We start from the raw sequence: 21,926 nt of genomic DNA on the forward strand, positions 1-21,926 counted from the left end.
CTAGCCGTGCGCTACGAGGCCACCCTGACCATCGCGGCCATCAACCAGTACCTCCGGGACATATGAAACACGGGCTAGGGGTGGGTGGTGGGAGTGGTGCGGAGTTGGTCGGCGAGGTGGGCGGGCATCGGGTCGTAGCGGACGAAGTGGCGGCGGAACGTGCCGGTGCCCGAGGTCATCGAGCGCAGCTCGGCCGCGTAGCGGAGCAGTTCCGTGGCGGGTACCTCGGCGCGGACCACGGTGCGCCCCTCCGCCTCGGCGTCGGCTTCGGTGCCGAGCACCCGGCCGCGTCGGCCGGACAGGTCGCCCATCACGGCGCCCACCGCGGAGTCGGGCACCCGGACCAGCACCTCGTCGACCGGCTCCAGCAGCGCCGGCTGGCCCTTCTCGGCCGCGTCGCGCAGGGCGAGCGCCCCGGCGGTCTGGAAGGCCGCGTCGGAGGAGTCGACGCTGTGCGCCTTGCCGTCGACGAGGGTCACCCGCAGGTCCACCACCGGGTGGCCGGCGACGAGGCCGCGCGCCATCTGGGCGCGTACGCCCTTCTCGACGGAGGGGACGTAGTTGTGCGGCACCGCCCCGCCGACGACCCGGTCGACGAACTCGAAGCCGGCGCCGGGCGGCAGCGGCTCGACCTCGATGTCGCAGACGGCGTACTGACCGTGGCCGCCGGACTGCTTGACGTGCCGGCCGTGTCCCGTGGCCGGTACGGTCAGCGTCTCGCGCAGCGCGATCTTGACCGGCTCGGTGTCGAGCTGCACCCCGCCGGCGCGCAGGCGCTCCAGCACCACGTCGGCGTGTGCCTCGCCCATGCACCAGAGCACCAGCTGGTGGGTCTCCGGGTTGCGCTCCAGCCGCAGGGTCGGATCGGCGGCGACGAGGCGGGCGAGGTTGCGCGCGAGGGCGTCCTCGTCGGCGCGGCTGTGGGCCACGACGGCCACCGGCAGCAGCGGCTCGGGCATCTCCCAGGGGGCGATCAGCAGCGGGTCGTCCTTGGCGGAGATGGTGTCGCCGGTCTCCGCGCTGCCCGACTTGGTGAGCGCGCAGATGTCGCCGGCCACGCAGGCGCCCACCTCGCGCAGGCTCGCGCCCAGCGGCGTGTAGACGTGGCCGACCCGCTCGTCGGCGTCGTGGTCGGGGTGGCCCCGCTCGGCCATCCCGTGCCCGGAGACGTGCACGGTCTGCTCGGGCCGCAGCGTGCCGGAGAAGACCCGCACCAGGGACACCCGGCCGACGTGCCGGTCCACGGTCGTCTTGACCACCTCGGCGACCAGCGGGCCGTCGGGGTCGCAGGTCAGCGGCGGCCGGGGGGAGCCGTCCACCCCGGCGACGGCGGGCAGCTCGTGCTCCAGCGGCGAGGGGAAGCCGGCGGTGAGCACCTCCAGCAGCGCGTCCAGCCCCACGCCGGTTTCTGCGCAGACGGGCACCACCGGATAGAAGTGGCCGCGGGCGACCGCCTTCTCCAGGTCCTCGACGAGCACGTCGGTGCCGATCTCCTCGCCGGAGAGGTAGCGGTCCATCAGGGACTCGTCCTCGCTCTCGGCGATGATCCCCTCGATCAGCTCGTCGCGGGACTCGACGATGGCGGGCAGGTGCTCCGGGTCCGGCTCGCGTACCTGGGCCGGCAGGCCGGCGGTGTAGTCGAAGACCCGGCGGGTGATCAGGCCGAGCAGGCCGACGGTGGAGACCCCGTCGTCGCCGAGCATCGGCAGGTAGAGCGGGAGCACGTTGTCGCCGAAGACGCGCTGGCACAGCGCCACGGCCTCGTCGAAGTCGGCGCGTGGGTGGTCCAGCCGGGCCACGGCGACCGCCCGGGGCATGTCGACGGCCGCGCACTCCTCCCAGAGGGCGGCGGTGGCGGCGTCCATGCCGTCGACGGCGGAGACCACGAACAGCGCCGCGTCGGCGGCCCGCAGCCCCGCCCGCAGCTCGCCCACGAAGTCGGCGTAGCCGGGGGTGTCGAGCAGGTTGACCTTGATCCCGTCGTGCAGCAGCGGCGCGCAGGCCAGGCTGACCGAGCGCTGCTGGCGTACGGCCGCGGGGTCGTGGTCGCAGACGGTGGTGCCGGCGGCGACGTCGCCGGCCCGGGCGATGGTGCCGCTCGCGGCGAGCAGCGCCTCCACCAGCGTGGTCTTGCCCGCGCCGGAGTGCCCGACGAGCACCACGTTGCGGATCCTGGCGGGCTCGGTCACCACCGGCGCGCCGCCGGCGGCCCCCTTCTCCTGACTCTTCTGCGCCATGGGGCGCACCTCCCTCAGCCGTGGTTGGTGGCGACCGCCGCGCGCGACGGGGAAGCGGCCCGGTCGGGTTCCGCGGCGACATCCTCCGGTGCGGTGCCGGGTTGCGGGTAATCAACGGGCGGGCGGGTGAGCTGGCTCACGTCCCTGGCTCGATCTCACACCCGATCCGGGGCCGGCACAAGGCTCCGTTTCCGCGGGTCGCCGGACCGGCCGTACCGCTGCTGACGGGCCGACCGTTATCGTGGGACCGCCATGGCGAAGATCTTCCAAGTGTCGGCCCGCGCGGGGATGACCCGCGTCGTCGAGCCGGTCGCACGCCGCCTGCTCCGAGCGGGCGTAACTCCCAACGCGGTCACCGTGGCGGGCACCCTCGGGGTGCTCGTCGGCGCGCTCGGCTTCGGTGCCCGCGGTCATCTGGTCGCCGGGGCCCTGATAGTCACCTTCTTCGCGCTCACCGATCTGCTCGACGGGACGATGGCCCGGATGAGCGGGGGCTCCACGAAGTTCGGGGCGTTCCTCGACTCGAGCATGGACCGGGTGGCCGACAGCGCCGTCTTCGGCGCGGTGGCGTACTGGCTGGCCACCCAGCACCAGTACTCCGGCGTGGCCGCCGCGCTGCTCTGCCTGGCCGCCGGTGGGCTGGTCTCCTACGTCAAGGCCCGCGCCGAGGGGCTCGGCATGACCTGCAACGTGGGCATCGCCGAGCGCACCGAGCGGCTGCTCATCGTCGGCGTCGGCGGGCTGCTCACCGGCGTCGGCGTCGACCCCGCGCTGGAGATCGCGCTGTGGCTGCTCGCCGCCGTGTCGATCTTCACGGTCGGCCAGCGGATGGCGCACGTCTACCGCCAGGCCCAGCGGGTGCACACCCCGGGCGGACAGGGGTGAGCGCGACACGCGCCGGTCGGCCGTGGCCGGGGGGCCGGCGCCGGTGAACCTCACCGAGCTCGGCTATCTCGCCGGGTGGCGCGTCATCCGCGCGCTGCCCCGGTCCGTCGCGGCGGCGGCGTTCCGGGCGGGCGCCGACCGCGCCCACCGTCGCGGCGGCGGCGGTACGGCCCGACTGCGCGCGAACCTGCGCCGGGTGGTCGGCCCCGACCTGCCGGAGGCCGAGCTCGACGAGCTGGTGCGCCGTGGCCTGCGCTCGTACGCCCGGTACTGGCTGGAGGCGTTCCGGCTGCCCGCGCTCAGCCGGGCGGAGATCCTGGCCGGCTTCCGGCTCGACGGCGAGGAGAAGCTCGCCGCCGACGTGGCGGCCGGCCGGGGCGCGGTGGTGGCGCTGCCGCACGCCGGCAACTGGGACGCCGCCGGCGCCTGGGTCGCGGCGACCGGCTGGCCGATCACCACCGTCGCCGAGCGGCTCAAGCCCGAGGGCGTCTACCAGCGGTTCCTCGCCTTCCGTCGGAGCCTGGGCATGGAGATCCTGCCCACCCACGGCGGGGAGCGCAACGCGTTCGACGTGCTGGTCGACCGGGTCCGGGCCGGCACGGTGGTGCCCCTGCTGGCCGACCGCGACCTCTCCGCGCGGGGCGTGGAGGTCGAGTTCTTCGGCCACCGCACCCGGATGCCTCCGGGCCCGGCCCTGCTCGCGCTGCGTACGCAGGCGCCCCTCTACGTCGCCTCGATGTGGTATGAAGCGGACGCGGCGTGCGCGTCGATCGAGGGCCCGCTGCCGCTGCCCGGCCCGGAGGAGGGGCCGCTCGACCAGCGGGTCCGGTCGCTGACCCAGCGGATCGCCGACGGTCTGGCGGCGGGCATCGCCCGGCATCCGGAAGACTGGCACATGTTGCAGCGGATGTGGCTGGACCAGCACGGCACGGGTGGCGGCCCGACCCTGCCCTCCCCGGCCGCCGGACAGGCGTAAGGGAGGCGTTGAGGCGTGCGCATCGGCATCGTGTGCCCGTACTCCTTCGACGTGCCCGGCGGGGTGCAGAACCACGTCATGGACCTCGCCGAGGCGCTGATCGGGCTCGGGCACGAGGTGAGCGTGCTCGCCCCGGCCGACGAGGACTCCCCGCTGCCGCCGTACGTGGTGCCGGCGGGGCGGGCTGTGCCCCTGCCGTACAACGGTTCGGTGGCCCGGATCGCCTTCGGCCCGGTCTCCACCGCGCGGGTGCGGCGGTGGATCATCCGGGGCGAGTTCGACGTGCTGCACGTGCACGAGCCGCTGACGCTGAGCCTGTCGCTGCTGGCCGTGCTCTCCGCGCGCGGGCCGGTGGTGGCCACCTTCCACACCGCGATGACCCGGTCGCGGGCGCTGGCCGCCGCGCAGGGCGTGCTCCAGATCGTGCTGGAGCGGATCACGGCCCGGATCGCGGTGAGCGCCCTGGCGCGCAAGGTGCAGGTCGAGCACATGGACGGCGGGGCGGTGGAGATCCCCAACGGGGTGGCCGTGGCGAAGTTCAGTCACGCGCAGCCGCTGCCGGGCTGGCCGGGGCAGTGCCGGCCGGGCCACGACGGGGCGATCGGGTTCCTCGGCCGGTTCACCGAGGCCCGCAAGGGCTTCCCGATCCTGCGCGACGCCTTCGTGGAGCTGGCCCGGCAGCGGCCCGGCCTGCGGCTGCTGGTGGCCGGCCCCGGCGACGCCGACGACCTGTTCGGGCGGTTCCCGGCCGACCTGCGTGACCGGGTGACGTTCCTCGGGCTGGTCTCCGAGGAGGACAAGGCGCGGATGTTGCGCAGCGTGCACCTCTACGTGGCGCCGAACACCGGCGGCGAGTCCTTCGGCATGATCCTCACCGAGGCGCTCGCGGCGGGCACGACCGTCGTGGCCAGCGACCTCGACGCGTTCCGGCGCGTCCTCGACGGCGGGCGGGCCGGCCGGCTCTTCCCGACCGGGGACGCGGCGGCGCTGCGTACCGCACTGGCCGACCTGCTCGACGACCCCGACGCCCGGACCGCGCTGACCGCCTGCGGCGACCAGGTGGTGGCCACCTTCGACTGGCCCGTGGTCGCCCGGCGGGTGCTGGAGGTGTATGCGGCGGCGATCGAGGCCACCGACGGGCGGGTCATGGACACCGAATGGGTGGGGCTGGACTGACGATGTCGCGCTTCTGGTGGGTGCTCGCGGCTCTGGTCGTCGGGCTGGTCGTGGCGTACCTCGTCTGGACCGCCGGCCGGGTCGCCCGGCTGCACGCACGGGCCGAGCTGGCGGCCCGTGCCCTGGAGGCCCACCTGCTGCGCCGGGCGGCGGCCGCCGCCGTCCTGGCCGAGCGCCGCTACGGCGTCGAGCTGTACGCGGCGGCGCGCATCGCGCTGGACGCCGAGCCCGACGAGCGGGAGGCGGCCGAGAACGACCTCACCCGCCAGCTGCGGGCGGTGGACCTGGACCCGGGGGACCCGGACTGCGAGGCGGTCATCGGCGCGAGCCGGCGGCTGGCCCTGGCCCGCCAGGTGCACACCGATCTGGTGCGCGACGCGCGCTCGGCGCGTGGCCGCCCGCTGGTGCGCGTGTTGCGGATGGGGCGCCGCCGCCCCTGGCCGCGCTACTTCGACATCGACGACCCCACGCTCACCGTCCCGGCCGACGTCCCCGCCAACTGACGCAGGCGCCGCAGGCAGGGCGCATCGTGATCAGGACCCCAGGGACGTCATCCGGCCGCGTCGAGGTCCATGGCGTCCTGATCAGCGGACGGGGCGCACGCGGGGCGGTGACGGCTGCCACAGTGCAGGCCACCGTGGGCCTGATTGGCTGTCGGATCGGTGTTGGGACCGTCGTAGCATTTCCGCAGCCACCCCCCGAGCATGTTCGAGGAGCGATGACCCGTGCCCGAAACCACTGCCCAGAACGCTAGCGCCAGCCCCGTCACCGGCACCGCCCGCGTCAAGCGCGGCATGGCCGAGATGCTCAAGGGCGGCGTGATCATGGACGTGGTCAACGCCGAGCAGGCCAAGATCGCCGAGGACGCCGGTGCCGTCGCGGTGATGGCGCTCGAGCGGGTGCCCGCCGACATCCGTGCCCAGGGCGGGGTGTCCCGGATGAGCGACCCCGACATGATCGACGGCATCATCAACGCCGTCTCCATCCCGGTCATGGCCAAGGCCCGCATCGGCCACTTCGTCGAGGCCCAGATCCTCCAGTCGCTCGGCGTGGACTACGTCGACGAGTCCGAGGTGCTGACCCCGGCCGACTACGCCAACCACATCGACAAGTGGGCGTTCACCGTCCCCTTCGTCTGCGGGGCGACCAACCTCGGCGAGGCCCTGCGCCGGATCACCGAGGGCGCGGCCATGATCCGCTCCAAGGGCGAGGCCGGCACCGGTGACGTCTCCAACGCCACCACCCACATGCGCAAGATCCGCCAGGAGATCCGCCGGCTGGGCTCGCTGCCGACCGACGAGCTGTACGTGGCCGCCAAGGAGCTCCAGGCGCCGTACGAGCTGGTCAAGGAGGTCGCCGAGAGCGGCAAGCTGCCGGTGGTGCTGTTCACCGCCGGCGGGATCGCCACCCCGGCCGACGCCGCGATGATGATGCAGCTCGGCGCCGAGGGCGTCTTCGTGGGCTCCGGCATCTTCAAGTCGGGCAATCCCGCGCAGCGCGCCGCCGCGATCGTGAAGGCCACCACCTTCCACGACGACCCCGACGTCCTGGCGAAGGTCTCCCGGGGCCTCGGCGAGGCGATGGTCGGCATCAACGTCGACGACATCCCGCAGCCGCACCGGCTGGCCGAGCGCGGCTGGTGAGCAACGGCCCCGTCCGCGCCCCGGGCGGCGGAGGGGTCACCGCCGCGGGGCGTGCCGCCGCGGAGCTACGAGCCACCGCGCAGGTCGACGACGGAAGGAACGGTGACATGAGCGACGCACCCGTCATCGGCGTACTCGCCCTCCAGGGCGACGTACGCGAGCACGTCGCCGCGCTCGCGGCGGCCGGCGCGGACGCCCGACCGGTGCGCCGCGCGCAGGAGCTGGACGAGGTGGACGGGCTGGTGATCCCCGGCGGCGAGTCCACCACGATCAGCAAGCTCGCCGACATCTTCGAGCTGCGCGAGCCGATCGACAAGCGCGTCGCCGACGGCATGCCGGTCTACGGCTCCTGCGCCGGCATGATCATGCTGGCCACCGAGGTCCTCGACGGCCGCCCCGACCAGCGCGGGTTCGCCGGCATCGAGATGACCGTGCGGCGCAACGCGTTCGGCCGGCAGGTCGACTCGTTCGAGGCGCCCGTGGGGATCACCGGCGTCGAGGGCGGGCCGTTCCACGCCGTGTTCATCCGGGCGCCGTGGGTCGAGCGGGTCGGCGACGGCGTGCAGGTGCTCGGCACGGTGACCGAGGGCCCGGCCGCCGGCCGGATCGTGGCGGTACGGCAGGGCAACCTGCTGGCCACCTCGTTCCACCCGGAGCTTACCGGCGACGCGCGGGTCCACGCGTACTTCGTCGAACTGGTCCGCGCCGCCCGCTGAGCGCTCCCGTGGCACGTCGGGCGGGGTCTCCTCCCTCGGGAGGGGCCCCGCCCGCGCCGTCGGCCGGGCCCCCGGGCACGGGCGCCCGGCCGCCCCCGTCGTCGGCGTCCGGACGGCTCGGGGCGGGCCGCCGCCGTGCCGCGCGTGACAGCCACCCGCCGGTCGTCGGTAGGATTGCCGAGATTCGGCGGGGCCAGCTGCCCGTCACGGCTTTCCCGCAGGGCTGACCGGCACCACCGCGTGCGCCGGCGGGAGCGGGGCGTGCGCGGTCGGTCGATGCAGACGGCGGGTAGCAACGGAGGTAGCAGATGTCCGGCCACTCAAAGTGGGCGACGACCAAGCACAAGAAGGCGGTCATCGACGCCAAGCGCGGCAAGATGTTCGCCAAGCTGATCAAGAACGTCGAGGTCGCCGCGCGCACCGGCGGCGGTGACCCGGCCGGCAACCCGACGCTCTACGACGCCATCCAGAAGGCGAAGAAGAACTCGGTCCCCAACGACAACATCGACCGCGCCGTCAAGCGCGGCTCGGGCCTGGAGGCCGGCGGCGCCGACTGGCAGACCATCATGTACGAGGGCTACGGCCCGAACGGCGTGGCGATGCTCATCGAGTGCCTCACCGACAACCGCAACCGCGCGGCCACCGAGGTACGCACCGCGCTGACCCGCAACGGCGGCTCGCTCGCCGACGCGGGCTCGGTGTCGTACATGTTCTCCCGCAAGGGCGTCGTGCTCGTCCCCAAGGCCGGCACGACCGAGGACGACGTGATGATGGCGGTCCTCGACGCCGGCGCCGAGGAGGTCAACGACCTGGGCGAGGCGTTCGAGGTGGTCTCCGAGCCGACCGACCTGATCGCGGTCCGCACCGCGCTCCAGGACGCCGGCATCGAGTACGAGTCGGCCGAGTCGTCGCTGATCCCGAGCGTCAACGTCCCCCTCGACGAGGAGGGCGCCCGCAAGATCTTCAAGCTGATCGACGTCCTGGAGGACTGCGACGACGTGCAGAACGTCTACGCGAACTTCGACGTCAGCGACGAGGTGATGGAGGCCGTCGGCTGACCCGACGCCGCGGGCCGTCCCGCCCCGCCCTGGTTGCGCTGCTCCCGTGGACCACTCAGGTCCAACGGGGCGAGGCGGCGGTGGGGCGGGCGGCGGTGGCCGCTGCGCGCCGGGCGACGCGTCGTCCGGCGCGGGATCCTGCGCGGGGAGGTGTGGTTCGGCTGCCACGCCATCAGGGACGCGACGGCGCCCGGCACGCCGGGGCGTGCCGGGCGCGACGTCGCTCAGCCCAGCGTCTCGCGCGAGCGCCACGCCGCCCGCACCGAGGTGCGGCCGTTGGTGCGCAGCAGCGAACCCTCGTAGACCCGGGCGCCGGCGGCCACGAACGCGGCGGCGGCGACCAGCAGCAGCGCCAGGGACACCAGCGGCTCCCAGCCGGCCGCGTCGCCGGTGAACAGCCGCAGCGGCATGGCCGTCGGCGCGGAGAACGGCAGGTAGGACAACACACGCATGGCCGTCGCGTTGTCGTTCAGGAAGACCACCGCGAAGAACGGCAGCATGACCGCCAACTGCACCGGCGTCGACACGCCGGCGATGTCCTCCTGGCGGTTGACCAGCGCCCCGGCCGCCGCCCACATCGCGGCGACCAGCACGAAGCCGAGCAGGAAGAACGGCAGGAACCAGCCGATCGCCGGGGCCAGCAGCGAGAGCAGCCCGCCGCTGTCGCCGAACTGCACCCCGATCACGGCCACCAGGGCGACCAGGGCGATCTGCCCGAGCGCCAGTACGGTTCCGGCGATCATCTTGCCGGCCAGCAGCGCCCGTACCGGCACCGCGGCCACCAGGATCTCCACGATCCGGGTCTGCTTCTCCTCGACGATGCTCTGCGCGATCTGCACGCCGAAGGTCTGCGAGGTGATGAAGAAGATGAACGCGAAGGCGAACGGCACCAGGAAGGCCACCACCGGGTCCACCGCGTCGGGGTCCAGCAGCCGGACCGCGGGCTGGGTGCTCAGCGCCGCCACCACGTCGTCGGGGGCCTCGTCCATGGCCAGCACCGCCGGCCCGGAGACCACGGCGGCGTCGGCGTCGCCGGCGCGTACGGCCTGCTCGGCGGCGCGGTCGTCGGGGACCGTACGCACCTCGAGCCCCGCCTCGCGCAGCGGGCCGGCCGCCGCCTCGGTCACCGCCACGCTCGACGGGCCGCCGGAGAGCAGTGGCGGCAGGATGGTCGCGGCGGCGGCGATCAGCAGGAAGAACAGGGTGCTGAACAGGAAGGTGCGGTCGCGCAGCTTGACCCGGATCTCCCGGGCGGCGACCAGCCGGGTGGCCTGCGTGGTGTTCACTGGGCGACCTCTCGGAAGATCTCGGTGAGGGACGGGCTGACCGGGCGGAACGCGCGGACCGGGCCCCGGGCCAGCGCCGCGTGCAGCACCGGCTGCTCGTCCGCGCCGGGTGCGAGGTCGAACACGGCGCGCGCGCCGTCGAGGTCGACGAGGGTCACCCCGGGCTCGTCGCGCAGCCAGCCGGCGTCGGTCTGCACCACCAGCTCGTAGCGGGGTGAGGTGTACGTCGCGCGCAGTTCCTCCCGGCTGCCGGCGGCCCGGATCACGCCGTCGGCGATGATCACCAGGTCGTCGCAGAGCCGCTCGACGACGTCGAGCTGGTGGCTGGAGAAGAGCACCGGCACCCCGGTGGCCGCCCGTTCGCGCAGGACGGCGACGACCGTGTCCACGGCCAGCGGGTCGAGGCCGGAGAACGGCTCGTCCAGCACCAGCACCTCGGGGTCGTGCACCAGGGCGGCGGCGATCTGCGCGCGCTGCTGGTTGCCCAGCGACAGCGTCTCCAGCAGGTCGTCGCCGCGCTCGGCGAGGCCGACCCGCTCCAGCAGCGCGTCGGTGCTGCGGCCCGCCGCGGCGGCGGTCATGCCGTGCAGCCGGCCCAGGTAGGCGATCTGGTCCCGGACGCTCATCTTCGGGTAGAGGCCGCGCTCCTCCGGCATGTAGCCGAAGCGGCGGCGGGCCTCGCGGGTCAGCGGCGCACCCCGCCAGGTCACCTCACCGGCGTCCGCTGCGAGCACCCCGAGGATGATCCGCATGGTGGTGGTCTTGCCGGCGCCGTTGCCGCCCACGAAGCCGGTCATCCGGCCGGCGGCCACGTCGAAGGACACGTTCTGGAGCACCCGCCGGTCGCCGAAGCTGCGGTCGACGCCGTCGAGGCGGAGCACATTGGTCACGGCGTCCACGCTAGATCGTCGGGCGCGGCGCGCCGTCCGTCCCGAGATCGAGCGTGCCGTCCCCCTCGTGGCGGAGACCGGTCAGCCGCCGGGGCGCACCACCCCGTGCTCGTACGCGAAGACCACCGCCTGCACCCGGTCGCGCAGGCCCAGCTTCGCGAGCACCCGGCTGACGTGCGTCTTCACCGTCGCCTCGCCCAGGTGCAAGGCGGCGGCGATCTCGCCGTTGCTGGCACCGCCGGCGACCAGGACCAGGACCTCCCGCTCGCGGGGGGTCAGGTCGCGCAGCGCCGCCTCGGGAGCGGTGCGCGGGCCGCCCGACGTGACGGATCCGCCGGGTCGGGCGAAGGTGGCGATCACCCGCCGGGTGAGTTCCGGGGCGAGCAGGCCGTCGCCCCGGGCCAGCACCCGGATCGCCTCGATCAGGTCCTCCGGGGTGCCGTTCTTGAGCAGGAAGCCGCTGGCACCGGCGCGCAGCGCGGCGAACAGGTAGTCGTCCCGGTCGAAGGTGGTGAGGATCAGCACGGCCGGTCCGCCCGGCCCGTCGTCCCCGGCGGTGATCCGCCGGGTGGCCTCCAGCCCGTCGACCCCGGGCATCTCCACGTCCATCAGCACCACGTCCGGGCGCAGCGCCCGGGCCATGCTGGCGGCCCGCTCCCCGTCGGCGGCCTCCCCGACGACCTCGATGTCGTCCTCCACCTCGAGGATGACCCGGAAGCCGGTACGCACGAGATGCTGGTCGTCGGCGAGCAGCACCCGGATCGGCCGGTCGGCCCCGGGCGCCTCGTGGTCGGCGCTCACGCGGGCCGCCCCACCGGCAGCGGCAGCGGGAACCGGGCCCGCACCCGCCAGCCGCCGCCCGCGCGTGGGCCGATCTCCAGCGCACCGCCGTGGGTGGCGACCCGCTCGCGCATCCCGACCAGGCCGAGCCCGTCGGCGTTCGCCGGGCCGGTGGCCCGTCCGTCATCGGTCACGTCGACCTCCACCTCGTGGGCCAGGTAGCGGATCCGCACGTCGAGCGCGGTCGCCCCGGCGGCATGCTTGAGCGCGTTCGTCACGGCCTCCTGGACCACCCGGTACGCGGCCTGCGAGACCGACTCCGGCAGCGGCCCCGGATCCCCGTACACCCCGACGGTGCTCCGCAGCCCGGCCTCGCGGGCGCGCTCGACCAGGGCCTCGACCTGGTCGATGCCGGCCGGTCCCGGCTGGTTCTCGCGCTCCGGGCCGCCGTCGCGGGCGCGGAGCAGGCCGAGCATCCGGCGCAGCTCGTCGACGGCCGTGCGGGCCGTCTCCTCGATGGCGCTCAGCGCGGCGCGGGCCTTCACCGGGTCCTTGTCGAACACCCGGCGGGCGGCGGACGCCTGCACGCCCATCACCGACACGTGGTGGGCGACCACGTCGTGCAGCTCGCGGGCGATGCGGACCCGCTCGCCCACCACGGCGTGCTCGCGGACCTCGGCCTGCGAGCGGCGCAGTTCCTCGGCCCGCGCCTGCACCTCGTGCTGGCGCCGGGCGGCCAGCCACGCGGTCTCCCCGAAGAAGTACGCGAACCCGAAGTAGAGGCCGTTGACCAGTACCCCGTTCACCATCGCCGCGAGCAACGGGGGCACGGGCCCGACCGCGCGGGCGAACGCGTCGGCGGGGATGGTGGTGTAGGTGGTCGCGTAGTAGATCCCGAGCCACAGGAACATGGTGGCGATGACGCCGATCCGCAGTCGCCGGGACAGCCGCCGGTCCCGGCCCCACGCGCCCAGCGTGTAGAGGGCGGCGAACAGCGCCCACGAGGCGATCTGCGTCTCCGGGGCGGAGCGGGCCTGCGCGGCGATGAACGCGACCGAGACCACCAGCGTGACGGCGGCGGGGAACCGGCGTCGCCAGATCAGCGGCAGGGTCACCGCGACGGTCCAGAAGATCTGCTCCGGCCCCGATGGCGGCGGCCCGAGCAGGAACGCGCCGGCGCTGCGGGCCAGGGTCAGGCTGAACAGCGCCAGGACGGTGGCGGCCAGCCCGGTGTAGACGTCCAGCCGGCGCTGCTCGGGGGTGGGCCCCGGCCGCTGCCAGTCCTCGTCGGCTTCGCTGTTCATCCAGGTCAGGATCTCATCCCGCCGGTCGCCGCCGGTCCGGCACCCGACCGGGACGGCTCGGGCCACCGGGCGGTGGCGCCCGCACCGGCCGGCGGGTAGGTCGTACGCCCGGTGCCCACGGGCACCAGAGGCCGGCACGTGCCACGGCCCGGCAGCCGTGGGGCCTGCCGGGCCGTGGTGGTGGTGTGGACGGGATCAGGTGCGGTTACGCCACGTCTTGACGGCGCTGTCGAGGATGTCCCAGAGCGTCACGAGCACGGTGCCGGCGATCACGGCCGTCGCCACCAGGTTCAGGTTGTCGCCCTCGCCGAGCCACTCGAAGCGGGCCACGAAGTCGGGGTTGAGCAGCCGGTCGGTCGACATCAGCCAGACCACCGGCGCCGCGAACGCCAGGCCGAGCACCGCGTTGACCGCGACCAGTGGCCAGGTCCACCGCCCCGTGCGGTACTTGGCGATCTCCAGGCCGATCGTGGCCACCAGCACCGCGATCAGGAACGGCAGCCAGAAGCTCCACAGCGCCGGGTCGAGGATCGGCAGGTTCTCGCCGTCGTCGGTGGGCACGAACGAGCGGAAGTGCTGCATCGGCAGGTAGGCGATGATCAGTGCCAGGAAGGTGACCGAGGCGGCGATGTCGCTCAGGGTGATCTGCCGGTCGGTCGTGTCCTCCGGGAGCTGGTCGACGCTCCACTCGGGCAGGTGCAGGGGCGTCTTGGTGCGCTCCAGCACGGCGAAGACCGCGGTCACCCAGAAGGCGATCTGGACGGCCACCTGGAAGGCGGCGGAGATGCCCCCGCCGATCGCGTCACCGACGTCGCCGCCGTCGGCGGTCTGCAGCAGCCCGACCAGCACACCGGCCAGGGCCGGAATGAAGCTGAGCAGCAGCTTCATCAGTCGCGACCAGGCCAGGTAGTAGGCCGGGCCGATGAGCTGCAACCGGCGGTCGGCGTAGCGGGCGGCGAGCTTGTCCGGGTCGCCCAGCTCCGTGAGCACCTCCCGCTCGGCGGTGGCGGCGTCCTGCCCGCCGGCCGCACGGCTCTCGACCATGTCCTCGATCGAGGCGCGCAGCTCGGTGGCGATCTCCGCGCGGCGCGCGACCGGCACCGAGCGCAGGGTCGCGGCGAGGTATCGGTCGGTCAGGGTGGTCATCGGTCGGCTCCTTCGATCAGCCCGGTCAGGGAGGTCTGCACTGTGGCGAGGTCGGTGAGGAGCCGGCCCAGCACCGACTCGCCCTCCTCGCTGGTCCGGTAGAACTTGCGCGGCCGGCTCTCCTCGGTGTTCCACTCGCTGGTCAGCAGCCCCTGCTCCTCCAGGCGCCGCAGCAGCGGGTAGAGCGTGTTGGCGTCGACCGGGAAGCCGTGGTCGGAGAGGCGTTGCAGCAACGCGTAACCGTAGTCGGGGCGGCGCAGCGCGACGAGGCTCGCCACCACCACGGTTCCCCGACGCAACTCCTGGAGGTGCGTTCGCAGGATCTCATCGCTCACCATGCGTCACACGATACTGTGTGACACACACTATCGTCCACCGCCATAACATCGTGTGCTCCACCATCAGTGTGTTCGGGCGAAACGGGCGGCGGCGGACCCCCTTCGGGGATCCGCCGCCGTGGTGCCGGCCGCTCAGCAGGGCCGGCCCTCCCGGAAACCGCGCTCGACGACGTAGGCCAGCCCGACCTGGAGGTAGCCGACCCCGGGCCGGATCGGGTGCCCGGTGAACAGCTCCACCCGGGAACCGACCCGCACCAGGTACGCCGACGCGTCGCCCGCGTCGTTGCGGATCATCGAGCCGCGCGGGCCGTAGATCTCCTCCAGGGCGGCGAAGGACATGCCCACCCCCGCCCCGGCGGGCGTACGCGGCGGCGCGGTGGCGGTGCCCACCTCGACCAGCCGCCCGTCGCGGAAGGTCAGCAGGATCTTGCCCGCCCAGGCCCCGGTCACGCCGGTGTGGACCGTGCCGGCGCAGCCCGGCGCGACCCAGTCGATGAGGCCGGCCGCCGAGAGGCGAGCCAGGTCGGCCCCGATCCGGAACGGTCCGGCGCCCCGGACACTGATGATCCGGACCTCGTCGGGGTCGGCGGCGGCGTCACTGCCGGGACGGCCCGCCGGGTGCCCGGCGGCGACGGACGGCAGGGGTGCGGCGGCGGCCGGGGCCGCCAGGGTGATCGGCACGAGCCCGGCCGTGGCCAGCAGGGCGGTGACGACGGTGTACGAGAGACGGTGCACGGGGATCTCCTCCTCGAGGGTGCGGGTGTCCTTGTCCTCTTGGTCTCCCCGCCGACCCGATCGGTTCGTCGGGTTCCCGACCGACACGCCCCCGGATGCGCGCCGGCCGCGCCGCCGAGGGCTGCCGCCGGACCGACGCGCCGTCTACTGTCGAGGCGGAACGGCGGCCGGCGGTGCCGGTGTCGGGGGTGGTGCGGTGACCAGTCCGGAGCGGATCGGGCCCTACCGGATCGAGCGGCTGCTGGGCACGGGGTCGTTCGCGACGGTCTGGCTGGCCCACGACCCGGTGCTCGACTCCCGGGTGGCGATCAAGGTGCTGGCCGAGAACTGGCACCACGACCTGCGGGTGCGGGAGCGGTTCCTCGACGAGGCCCGCCTGCTGCGCCGGCTCGACGACGAGCGGCTGATCCGCGTCCACGCCGCAGGCGAGCTGCCCGACGGCCGGCCGTACTCGGTGATGGCCTGGGCCGACGGCGGCAGCCTGCACGAGCGGCTGGCGACCGGCCCGATGCCCCTGTCCGTCGCCCTGGACCTGTTGGGCGAGGTCGCCGCCGGGGTGGCCGTCCTGCACCGCCACGGCGTCGTGCACCGCGACCTGACGCCCGGCAACGTCCTGTTCCGCTCCGGTCCGGACGGCGAGCGGGTGCTCATCGCCGACCTCGGGCTGGCCAAGGCCCTCGCCGCCGCCTCCGGCCTGACGGCCCGGGCCGGCACCCCCGGCTACATGGCCCCCGAGCAGGACGACCCGCTCGCCGTCGTGGACACCCGCGCCGACGTGTACGGCCTGGGCCGCCTCGGCCTGCGACTCCTCGCCCCGGCCGCCGGCACCACCGTCCCCCGGGCCGCCGCCCCGACCGCCACCCCGGACGACGGTCCGACCGCCACCCCGGACGACGGCCTCGACGGGCGCGCCGGCGACGTGGCGACCGGGGCGCGTCGGGGCGGTGGGGGCGGCGACGGGGAGCGCGTCGAGGGGCAGGGAAGGGGCGTCCCGCCGGAGGTGCTCGCCGTGCTGCGCCGGGCCACCGCGCACCGACCCGCCGACCGGTACCCGGACGCCGCCGCCTTCCGCCTCGCCCTGCGGCGCGCCGTCACCGCGCCCGACCGTTCCGTCCCCGTGGCGTCGGCAGCCGGGCCGGGCGGACCGTCGCCCGGCCGGGCCGTCGCCGGCGCGTCACCGGGGAACCCGCGAGCCGCCCCCGCGCCGGCCGGCTCCCCGCCCCGGCGGGTGCGCGCGCGGGGACGGGCGGTCACCCGCAGCCGTCTCGGCGTACTGGCGCTGGGCGTGCTGGCGCTCGTCGCAGCCGGGGCCACGGGCGGGGACGACACGACCGGTGGGCGCGACGCCGAAAGCGCGACGAGCGGACCGTTGACCGTCGCGCTGCCGCCCGGCTGGCGGGCCGCCGGCACCGGCTGGGCCGGCCGGTACGGTGCCGACGGCCGGCTCGAACCGGCGCTGGTGATGTCGCCCGACCCGCACCGGTGGGCGGCCGACCCGAGCATGCCGGGCGCCTTCGTCGGGCTGTCGGCCGACAGCGCGGCACGCGGCACCCCGGCCGGATTCGTCGCCGAGCGTCCGCACGCGGCGTGCGCCGCCTGGCCGGTACGCCGTACCCGCCAGGCGGGCGTGGAGTGGGTGGTGGCCCGGTTCACCTGCGACGAGGGCCGACCCGAGATCGTGGAGGCCGCCGGGCTCGCCCCCGGCCGCGCCGGCCTGATCTACGTGCAGGTCACGCCCCCGGCCAACGGTCGGGCCGACTTCGTCGACACCCTGCTGGCCGGGGTGCGGGTGCGGTGAGCCCGCCCGTCACCGCACCACCACGGTGACCGTGTGCGTCGTGCCGCCCTGCGGGATCAGCACGGCCACGGTGCCGGGGCGCACGAACCGGACGTCGACCACCCCGGCCTCGTAGCTGCGGGAGACCAGGTCCTCCCGGTCCACGCCCACCTCGCCCGGGCCGATGCCGATGAGCCGCAGCACCCCGCCGGTGGCGAAGCAGAGCGAGGTGAGCAGCGCCAGCTCGGTCTCGGCCAGCACCACGTCGTGGCGTACCGCCCCGAAGCAGGTGCCGGGCGGTCCGCTCGGCGACGCCGTCGCGCTCGGCGTACGCCCGGCGGCGGTCGTGGGCCGCGCGGCGGGTGGGGGCCGGCGGGGCGGGGGAACGACGGCCGACGTGCCGGGGGCGCCCGGTCGCGGCGGCGACGCCGACGACGCGGTGGCCGACGGCGGGCCGGGGGAGTGGGCGGCCGGCGCTGTCGGCGCGGCCGGCGCCTGCACGGGCAGGGGCGAGACGGGCACATCCCCGCCGCAGCCCGCCACCGGCACGGCCACGACCAGGGCGACGACCGCGACGCCGACGCGCCGTCGCGCCGTCACCGCCGCCCCCGCTCGGCGGCGGGCTCGCCGGAGAGCCGGTGACGAAGCTGCCGGCGGGCCTCGTGGATGCGTGACTTGACGGTGCCCTCGGGCACGCCGAGCAGGCCGGCGATCTCCCGGTAGCCCAGCCCGAGGACGTCGCGCAGGGCCACCGCCTCGGCCAGGTCGCCGCGGAGCGCGTCGAGCGCGTCGAGCAGGTCCAGCCGGGTTCCGGCGACCACGCTCGTGCGACGCGGGTCCACCGGTTCCGGCAGCGGCACGCCGCCCGCCTCCACCAGCCAGCGCCGGCGCAGCACCCGGTACGTGGAGCGGGACCGGTTGGCCGCCAGCCGGTACAACCAGGTGTGCAACGACGAGCGGCCCTCGAACCGGCCGATGCCCCGGGCCAGCGCGAGCAGCGTGTCCTGGCACGCCTCCTCGGCGTCCTCCCGGTGCGGCAGCAGGCGGGCGCAGAGGCGCAGCACCTCGGGGCGCACCGCGACCAGCAGCGCGTCGAGCGCGGCGGGGTCACCGCGCGACGCCGAGGCGGCCAGTTCCTCGACACCGTCCGGGAGGGGCATCAGGTCGTCCAATGCTCGCCGGATACCGTCCGCCCAGGCTACGGCCGGCGCCGCCACACGCGGCGCCACGAGTCCGGGAACCGACTGTCGGAGGCCGCCGGGCAGCCCGGTCGGCCGCCGGCGGCCCGCCCCCGGGGCGGTCGGAGAGACCCGCGCCACCCCGGCCCGGCCCGTCCGCGCGGCGTCTGGAGCCGCGTTCGGCGGCGGCGATAGGGTAGGCCGTCCGAGCTCGACCAACCCATGATCCGACCCGGGGGGCGCCACGCATGGGCGATTCGTTCGCGCATCTGCACGTGCACACGGAGTACTCGATGCTCGACGGGGCGGCCCGGCTGAAGGACCTCTTCGCCGAGGTCAAGCGGCAGGGCATGCCGGCGGTGGCGATGACCGACCACGGCAACATGCACGGCGCGAACGACTTCTACAAGCAGGCGATGGCCGCCGGCGTCACCCCGATCCTCGGCATCGAGGCGTACGTGGCGCCCGAGTCGCGCTTCCACAAGCAGCGGGTGCGCTGGGGCCGCCCGGAGCAGAAGAGCGACGACGTCTCCGGCAGCGGCGGCTACACGCACATGACGATCTGGGCGAAGAACAAGACCGGGCTGCACAACCTCTTCAAGCTCACCAGCCGGTCGTACACCGAGGGGTTCTTCGTCAAGTGGCCGCGGATGGACGCGGAGCTGCTCGCCGACAACTCCGAGGGGTTGATGGCCACCACCGGCTGCCCCTCCGGTGAGGTGCAGACGCGGCTGCGCCTGGGCCAGTACGACGAGGCGCTCAAGGCCGCCGCGAGATACCAGGAGATCTTCGGCAAGGAGAACTACTTCCTGGAGGTCATGGACCACGGCATCAGCATCGAGCGCCGGGTCCGCCAGGAGCTGCACGACATCTCCCGCAAGCTGGACATCCCGCCCGTGGTCACCAACGACTCGCACTACACGCACGAGTCCCAGGCCGAGGCGCACGACGTGCTGCTCTGCGTGCAGACGGCGGCGAACGTCGCCGACCCGAACCGGTTCAGGTTCGACGGCAGCGGCTACTACATCAAGTCCGCCGACGAGATGCGCGCCGTCGACAACTCCGACCTGTGGCTGGAGGGCTGCCGCAACACCCTGCTGGTGGCCGAGAAGGTCGACCCCGCCGGGATGTTCGAGTTCCACAACCTGATGCCCCGCTTCCCCGTGCCCGAGGGCGAGACCGAGGAGTCCTGGTTCCGCAAGGAGACCTTCGCCGGGCTGGACCGGCGCTACCCCGGCGGCATCCCCGAGGAGCACGTCAGGCAGGCCGAGTACGAGCTGGGCGTCATCACCCAGATGGGCTTCCCGTCCTACTTCCTCGTGGTCGCCGACTTCATCCAGTGGGCCAAGAACCAGGGCATCGCGGTGGGCCCCGGCCGTGGCTCGGCCGCCGGCTCGCTGGTGGCGTACGCGCTGGGCATCACCGACCTCGACCCGATCCAGCACGGCCTGATCTTCGAGCGGTTCCTCAACCCCGAGCGCGTCTCGATGCCGGATGTCGACATCGACTTCGACGAGCGTCGGCGCGGCGAGGTCATCAAGTACGTCACCGACAAGTGGGGCGAGGACAAGGTCGCCCAGATCGCCACCTTCGGCACCATCAAGGCGAAGGCCGCGATCAAGGACTCGGCCCGGGTGCTCGGCTACCCGTACGCGGTCGGGGACCGGATCACCAAGGCGATGCCCCCGGCGGTGATGGGCAAGGACATCCCGCTGGAGGGGATCTTCGACCCCAAGCACCCGCGCTACGCCGAGGCCGGCGAGCTCCGGGGCATGTACGAGGCCGAGTCGGACGTCAAGAAGGTCATCGACACGGCCCGGGGCATCGAGGGGCTGATCCGGCAGACCGGCGTGCACGCCGCCGGCGTCATCATGTCCGCCGAGCCGATCATCGACCACATCCCGCTGATGCGCCGGGACTCCGACGGGGTCATCATCACCCAGTTCGACTACCCGACGTGCGAGTCGCTCGGGCTGTTGAAGATGGACTTCCTCGGCCTGCGCAACCTGACGATCATCGACGACGCCGTGAAGAACATCCAGCTCAACCACGGCAAGGAGCTGGACCTGCTGGCCCTGCCGCTGGACGACAAGCCCGCGTACGAGCTGCTGGCCCGGGGCGACACGCTGGGCGTGTTCCAGCTCGACGGCGGGCCGATGCGCTCCCTGCTGCGGATGATGAAGCCGGACAACTTCGAGGACATCTCCGCCGTCCTCGCGCTCTACCGGCCCGGCCCGATGGGCGTCGACTCGCACACCAACTACGCGCTGCGCAAGAACGGCCTCCAGGAGATCACCCCGATCCATCCGGAGCTGGAGGAGCCGCTGCGGGAGATCCTCGCGCCCACCCACGGCCTGATCGTCTACCAGGAGCAGGTGCAGCGCGCCGCGCAGATCCTCGCCGGCTACACCCTCGGCCAGGCCGACCTGCTGCGCCGGGCGATGGGCAAGAAGAAGAAGGAGATCCTCGACAAGGAGTTCATCCCGTTCCGGGACGGCTGCCGCGCACACGGCTACTCCGACGAGGCGATCCAGAAGGTCTGGGACGTGCTGGTCCCGTTCGCCGGCTACGCCTTCAACAAGGCGCACTCGGCGGCGTACGGGCTGGTGTCGTACTGGACCGCGTACCTCAAGGCGCACTACCCGGCCGAGTACATGGCGGCGCTGCTCACCTCCGTCGGCGACGACAAGGACAAGATGGCGCTCTACCTCTCGGAGTGCCGCCGGATGCGCATCCAGGTGCTGCCCCCGGACGTGAACACCTCCGCCGGGCCGTTCACCCCGGTCGGCAAGGAGATCCGCTTCGGCCTCGGCGCCGTACGCAACGTCGGCGCCAACGTCGTCGCCGCGATCATGCGCTGCCGCGACGAGAAGGGCGAGTACGCCGACTTCTACGACTTCCTCTCCAAGGTCGACGCGGTGGTCTGCAACAAGAAGACCATCGAATCGCTGATCAAGGCCGGGGCGTTCGACTCGCTCGGGCACGCCCGCAAGGCGCTGCTCACGGTGCACGCGGAGGCGATCGACGCGTACGCCGACGTCAAGCGCAAGGAGGCCGTCGGCCAGTACGACCTCTTCGGGGCCGGCTTCGGCGACGCGGAGACCAGCAGCACCACGGTGATGCCGGTGATCGGCGACGGGGAGTGGGACAAGCGCGACAAGCTCGCCTTCGAACGCGAGATGCTCGGCCTCTACGTCTCCGACCACCCGCTGTTCGGCCTGGAGCACGTCCTCGGCGCGGCGGCGGACTGCACCATCGCCGCCCTGTCGGAGGAGGGCACCGTCCCGGACGGGGCCGTGGTCACCCTCGCCGGCATCCTCTCCGGGGTGCAGCGGCGGGTCACCAAGCAGGGCCGGGCCTGGGCCTCGGCCACCCTGGAGGACCTCGCCGGCGGCGTGGAGACCCTCTTCTTCCCCAACACCTACGAGGTGATCGGGCAGTACATCGCCGAGGACGCCATCGTGGTGGTCAAGGGGCGGGTCGACCGGCGCGACGACACGCCCCGGATCATGGCGATGGACATGTCCATGCCGGACGTCAGCAGCACCCCGGGGAGCAAGCCGATCACCCTGACCATCCCGGTGCACCGGTGCACCCCGCCGCTGGTGGAGCGGCTCAAGGAGACCCTGGTCCTGCACCCGGGCGACACCGAGGTGCACGTCAAGCTGCTCAACGGCGGGCGGACCACCACCCTGCGGCTGGGGCCGTTCCGGGTGGCGGCCACCACCGCGCTGATGGGCGACCTGAAGAGCGTCCTCGGCCCCGCCAACGTCAGCTGACGCCGGCGGGGCCGGGCCGGGG

Annotated in this window: 19 protein-coding genes; 9 read left to right on the top strand and 10 right to left on the bottom strand. The window is 73.8% G+C overall.

Features of this window, described 5'->3' with window-relative positions:
- Positions 1–74 precede the first annotated feature (74 nt).
- The gene (locus tag AC5L34_RS22805; protein WP_494826884.1) at positions 75–2,237 is read right to left on the bottom strand and encodes an elongation factor G-like protein EF-G2; all 2,163 of its coding nucleotides are present in this window, start codon (positions 2,235–2,237) and stop codon (positions 75–77) included.
- A gap of 252 nt (positions 2,238–2,489) precedes the next feature.
- Between AC5L34_RS22805 and pgsA the strand changes: the two genes are divergently transcribed.
- The 7 genes from pgsA to AC5L34_RS22840 all read left to right on the top strand — a co-directional run bounded on the left by pgsA (position 2,490) and on the right by AC5L34_RS22840 (position 8,691).
- A complete protein-coding gene (pgsA, locus tag AC5L34_RS22810) occupies positions 2,490–3,122 on the top strand; it encodes a phosphatidylinositol phosphate synthase (protein WP_334608672.1) in 633 nt (210 codons plus the stop codon).
- Between the two features lie 43 nt (positions 3,123–3,165).
- Complete coding sequence (locus AC5L34_RS22815; protein WP_441176463.1) at positions 3,166–4,098, top strand: phosphatidylinositol mannoside acyltransferase; 933 nt, start codon at positions 3,166–3,168, stop codon at positions 4,096–4,098.
- Between the two features lie 15 nt (positions 4,099–4,113).
- Positions 4,114–5,274 carry a glycosyltransferase family 4 protein gene (locus AC5L34_RS22820; RefSeq protein WP_089001041.1) on the top strand — a complete coding sequence of 387 codons (1,161 nt, stop codon included), beginning with the start codon at positions 4,114–4,116 and terminating at the stop codon, positions 5,272–5,274.
- A gap of 2 nt (positions 5,275–5,276) precedes the next feature.
- Positions 5,277–5,777 carry a hypothetical protein gene (locus tag AC5L34_RS22825; protein ID WP_441176464.1) on the top strand — a complete coding sequence of 167 codons (501 nt, stop codon included), beginning with the start codon at positions 5,277–5,279 and terminating at the stop codon, positions 5,775–5,777.
- 222 nt (positions 5,778–5,999) lie between these two features.
- On the top strand, positions 6,000–6,917 hold the full coding sequence (gene pdxS, locus AC5L34_RS22830; protein ID WP_363896040.1) for a pyridoxal 5'-phosphate synthase lyase subunit PdxS: 918 nt from the start codon (positions 6,000–6,002) through the stop codon (positions 6,915–6,917).
- 107 nt (positions 6,918–7,024) lie between these two features.
- Complete coding sequence (gene pdxT / locus AC5L34_RS22835) at positions 7,025–7,633, top strand: pyridoxal 5'-phosphate synthase glutaminase subunit PdxT (RefSeq protein WP_357661594.1); 609 nt, start codon at positions 7,025–7,027, stop codon at positions 7,631–7,633.
- A 308-nt stretch (positions 7,634–7,941) separates the two neighbouring features.
- Positions 7,942–8,691 (top strand): YebC/PmpR family DNA-binding transcriptional regulator, encoded by a 750-nt coding sequence (locus AC5L34_RS22840; RefSeq protein ID WP_101409175.1) that lies wholly within the window; start codon positions 7,942–7,944, stop codon positions 8,689–8,691.
- A 224-nt stretch (positions 8,692–8,915) separates the two neighbouring features.
- Here AC5L34_RS22840 and AC5L34_RS22845 read toward each other — a convergent pair whose 3' ends face one another.
- From AC5L34_RS22845 to AC5L34_RS22875, 7 genes are all read right to left on the bottom strand, one after another.
- The gene (locus AC5L34_RS22845; protein WP_089001036.1) at positions 8,916–9,977 is read right to left on the bottom strand and encodes an ABC transporter permease; all 1,062 of its coding nucleotides are present in this window, start codon (positions 9,975–9,977) and stop codon (positions 8,916–8,918) included.
- Positions 9,974–10,867, bottom strand: a complete 894-nt coding sequence (locus tag AC5L34_RS22850; RefSeq protein ID WP_441176466.1) for an ABC transporter ATP-binding protein — start codon at positions 10,865–10,867, stop codon at positions 9,974–9,976. Before AC5L34_RS22850 ends, AC5L34_RS22845 begins: the two co-directional genes overlap by 4 nt.
- An 81-nt stretch (positions 10,868–10,948) precedes the next feature.
- Positions 10,949–11,668, bottom strand: coding sequence for a response regulator (locus tag AC5L34_RS22855; RefSeq protein ID WP_441176467.1), 720 nt, complete (start codon positions 11,666–11,668; stop codon positions 10,949–10,951).
- The gene (locus tag AC5L34_RS22860) at positions 11,665–12,951 is read right to left on the bottom strand and encodes a sensor histidine kinase (protein WP_441176468.1); all 1,287 of its coding nucleotides are present in this window, start codon (positions 12,949–12,951) and stop codon (positions 11,665–11,667) included. Before AC5L34_RS22860 ends, AC5L34_RS22855 begins: the two co-directional genes overlap by 4 nt.
- A 195-nt stretch (positions 12,952–13,146) precedes the next feature.
- On the bottom strand, positions 13,147–14,097 hold the full coding sequence (locus AC5L34_RS22865; RefSeq protein WP_441176469.1) for a permease prefix domain 1-containing protein: 951 nt from the start codon (positions 14,095–14,097) through the stop codon (positions 13,147–13,149).
- Positions 14,094–14,435, bottom strand: a complete 342-nt coding sequence (locus tag AC5L34_RS22870; RefSeq protein WP_089001033.1) for a PadR family transcriptional regulator — start codon at positions 14,433–14,435, stop codon at positions 14,094–14,096. The genes AC5L34_RS22865 and AC5L34_RS22870 overlap by 4 nt, the downstream gene beginning before the upstream one ends.
- 132 nt (positions 14,436–14,567) lie before the next feature.
- Positions 14,568–15,170: a hypothetical protein gene (locus AC5L34_RS22875; RefSeq protein WP_441176470.1), complete on the bottom strand. Its 603-nt coding sequence runs from the start codon at positions 15,168–15,170 to the stop codon at positions 14,568–14,570.
- A gap of 196 nt (positions 15,171–15,366) precedes the next feature.
- Between AC5L34_RS22875 and AC5L34_RS22880 the strand changes: the two genes are divergently transcribed.
- Positions 15,367–16,968 (top strand): serine/threonine-protein kinase, encoded by a 1,602-nt coding sequence (locus tag AC5L34_RS22880; protein WP_441176471.1) that lies wholly within the window; start codon positions 15,367–15,369, stop codon positions 16,966–16,968.
- Between the two features lie 9 nt (positions 16,969–16,977).
- On the opposite strand, the gene AC5L34_RS22885 is transcribed toward AC5L34_RS22880, so the two are convergent.
- Together AC5L34_RS22885 and AC5L34_RS22890 are read right to left on the bottom strand one after the other, a co-directional pair.
- Positions 16,978–17,547 carry a hypothetical protein gene (locus tag AC5L34_RS22885; RefSeq protein WP_441176472.1) on the bottom strand — a complete coding sequence of 190 codons (570 nt, stop codon included), beginning with the start codon at positions 17,545–17,547 and terminating at the stop codon, positions 16,978–16,980.
- Positions 17,544–18,107 (bottom strand): RNA polymerase sigma factor, encoded by a 564-nt coding sequence (locus AC5L34_RS22890; protein WP_089003569.1) that lies wholly within the window; start codon positions 18,105–18,107, stop codon positions 17,544–17,546. The genes AC5L34_RS22885 and AC5L34_RS22890 overlap by 4 nt, the downstream gene beginning before the upstream one ends.
- A 266-nt stretch (positions 18,108–18,373) precedes the next feature.
- On the opposite strand from AC5L34_RS22890, the gene dnaE reads away from it, so the two are divergent.
- Positions 18,374–21,904, top strand: coding sequence for a DNA polymerase III subunit alpha (dnaE, locus tag AC5L34_RS22895; protein WP_441176473.1), 3,531 nt, complete (start codon positions 18,374–18,376; stop codon positions 21,902–21,904).
- Positions 21,905–21,926: the final 22 nt, after the last annotated feature.

The sequence above is a fragment of the Micromonospora sp. ZG13 genome (genome assembly GCF_059359355.1).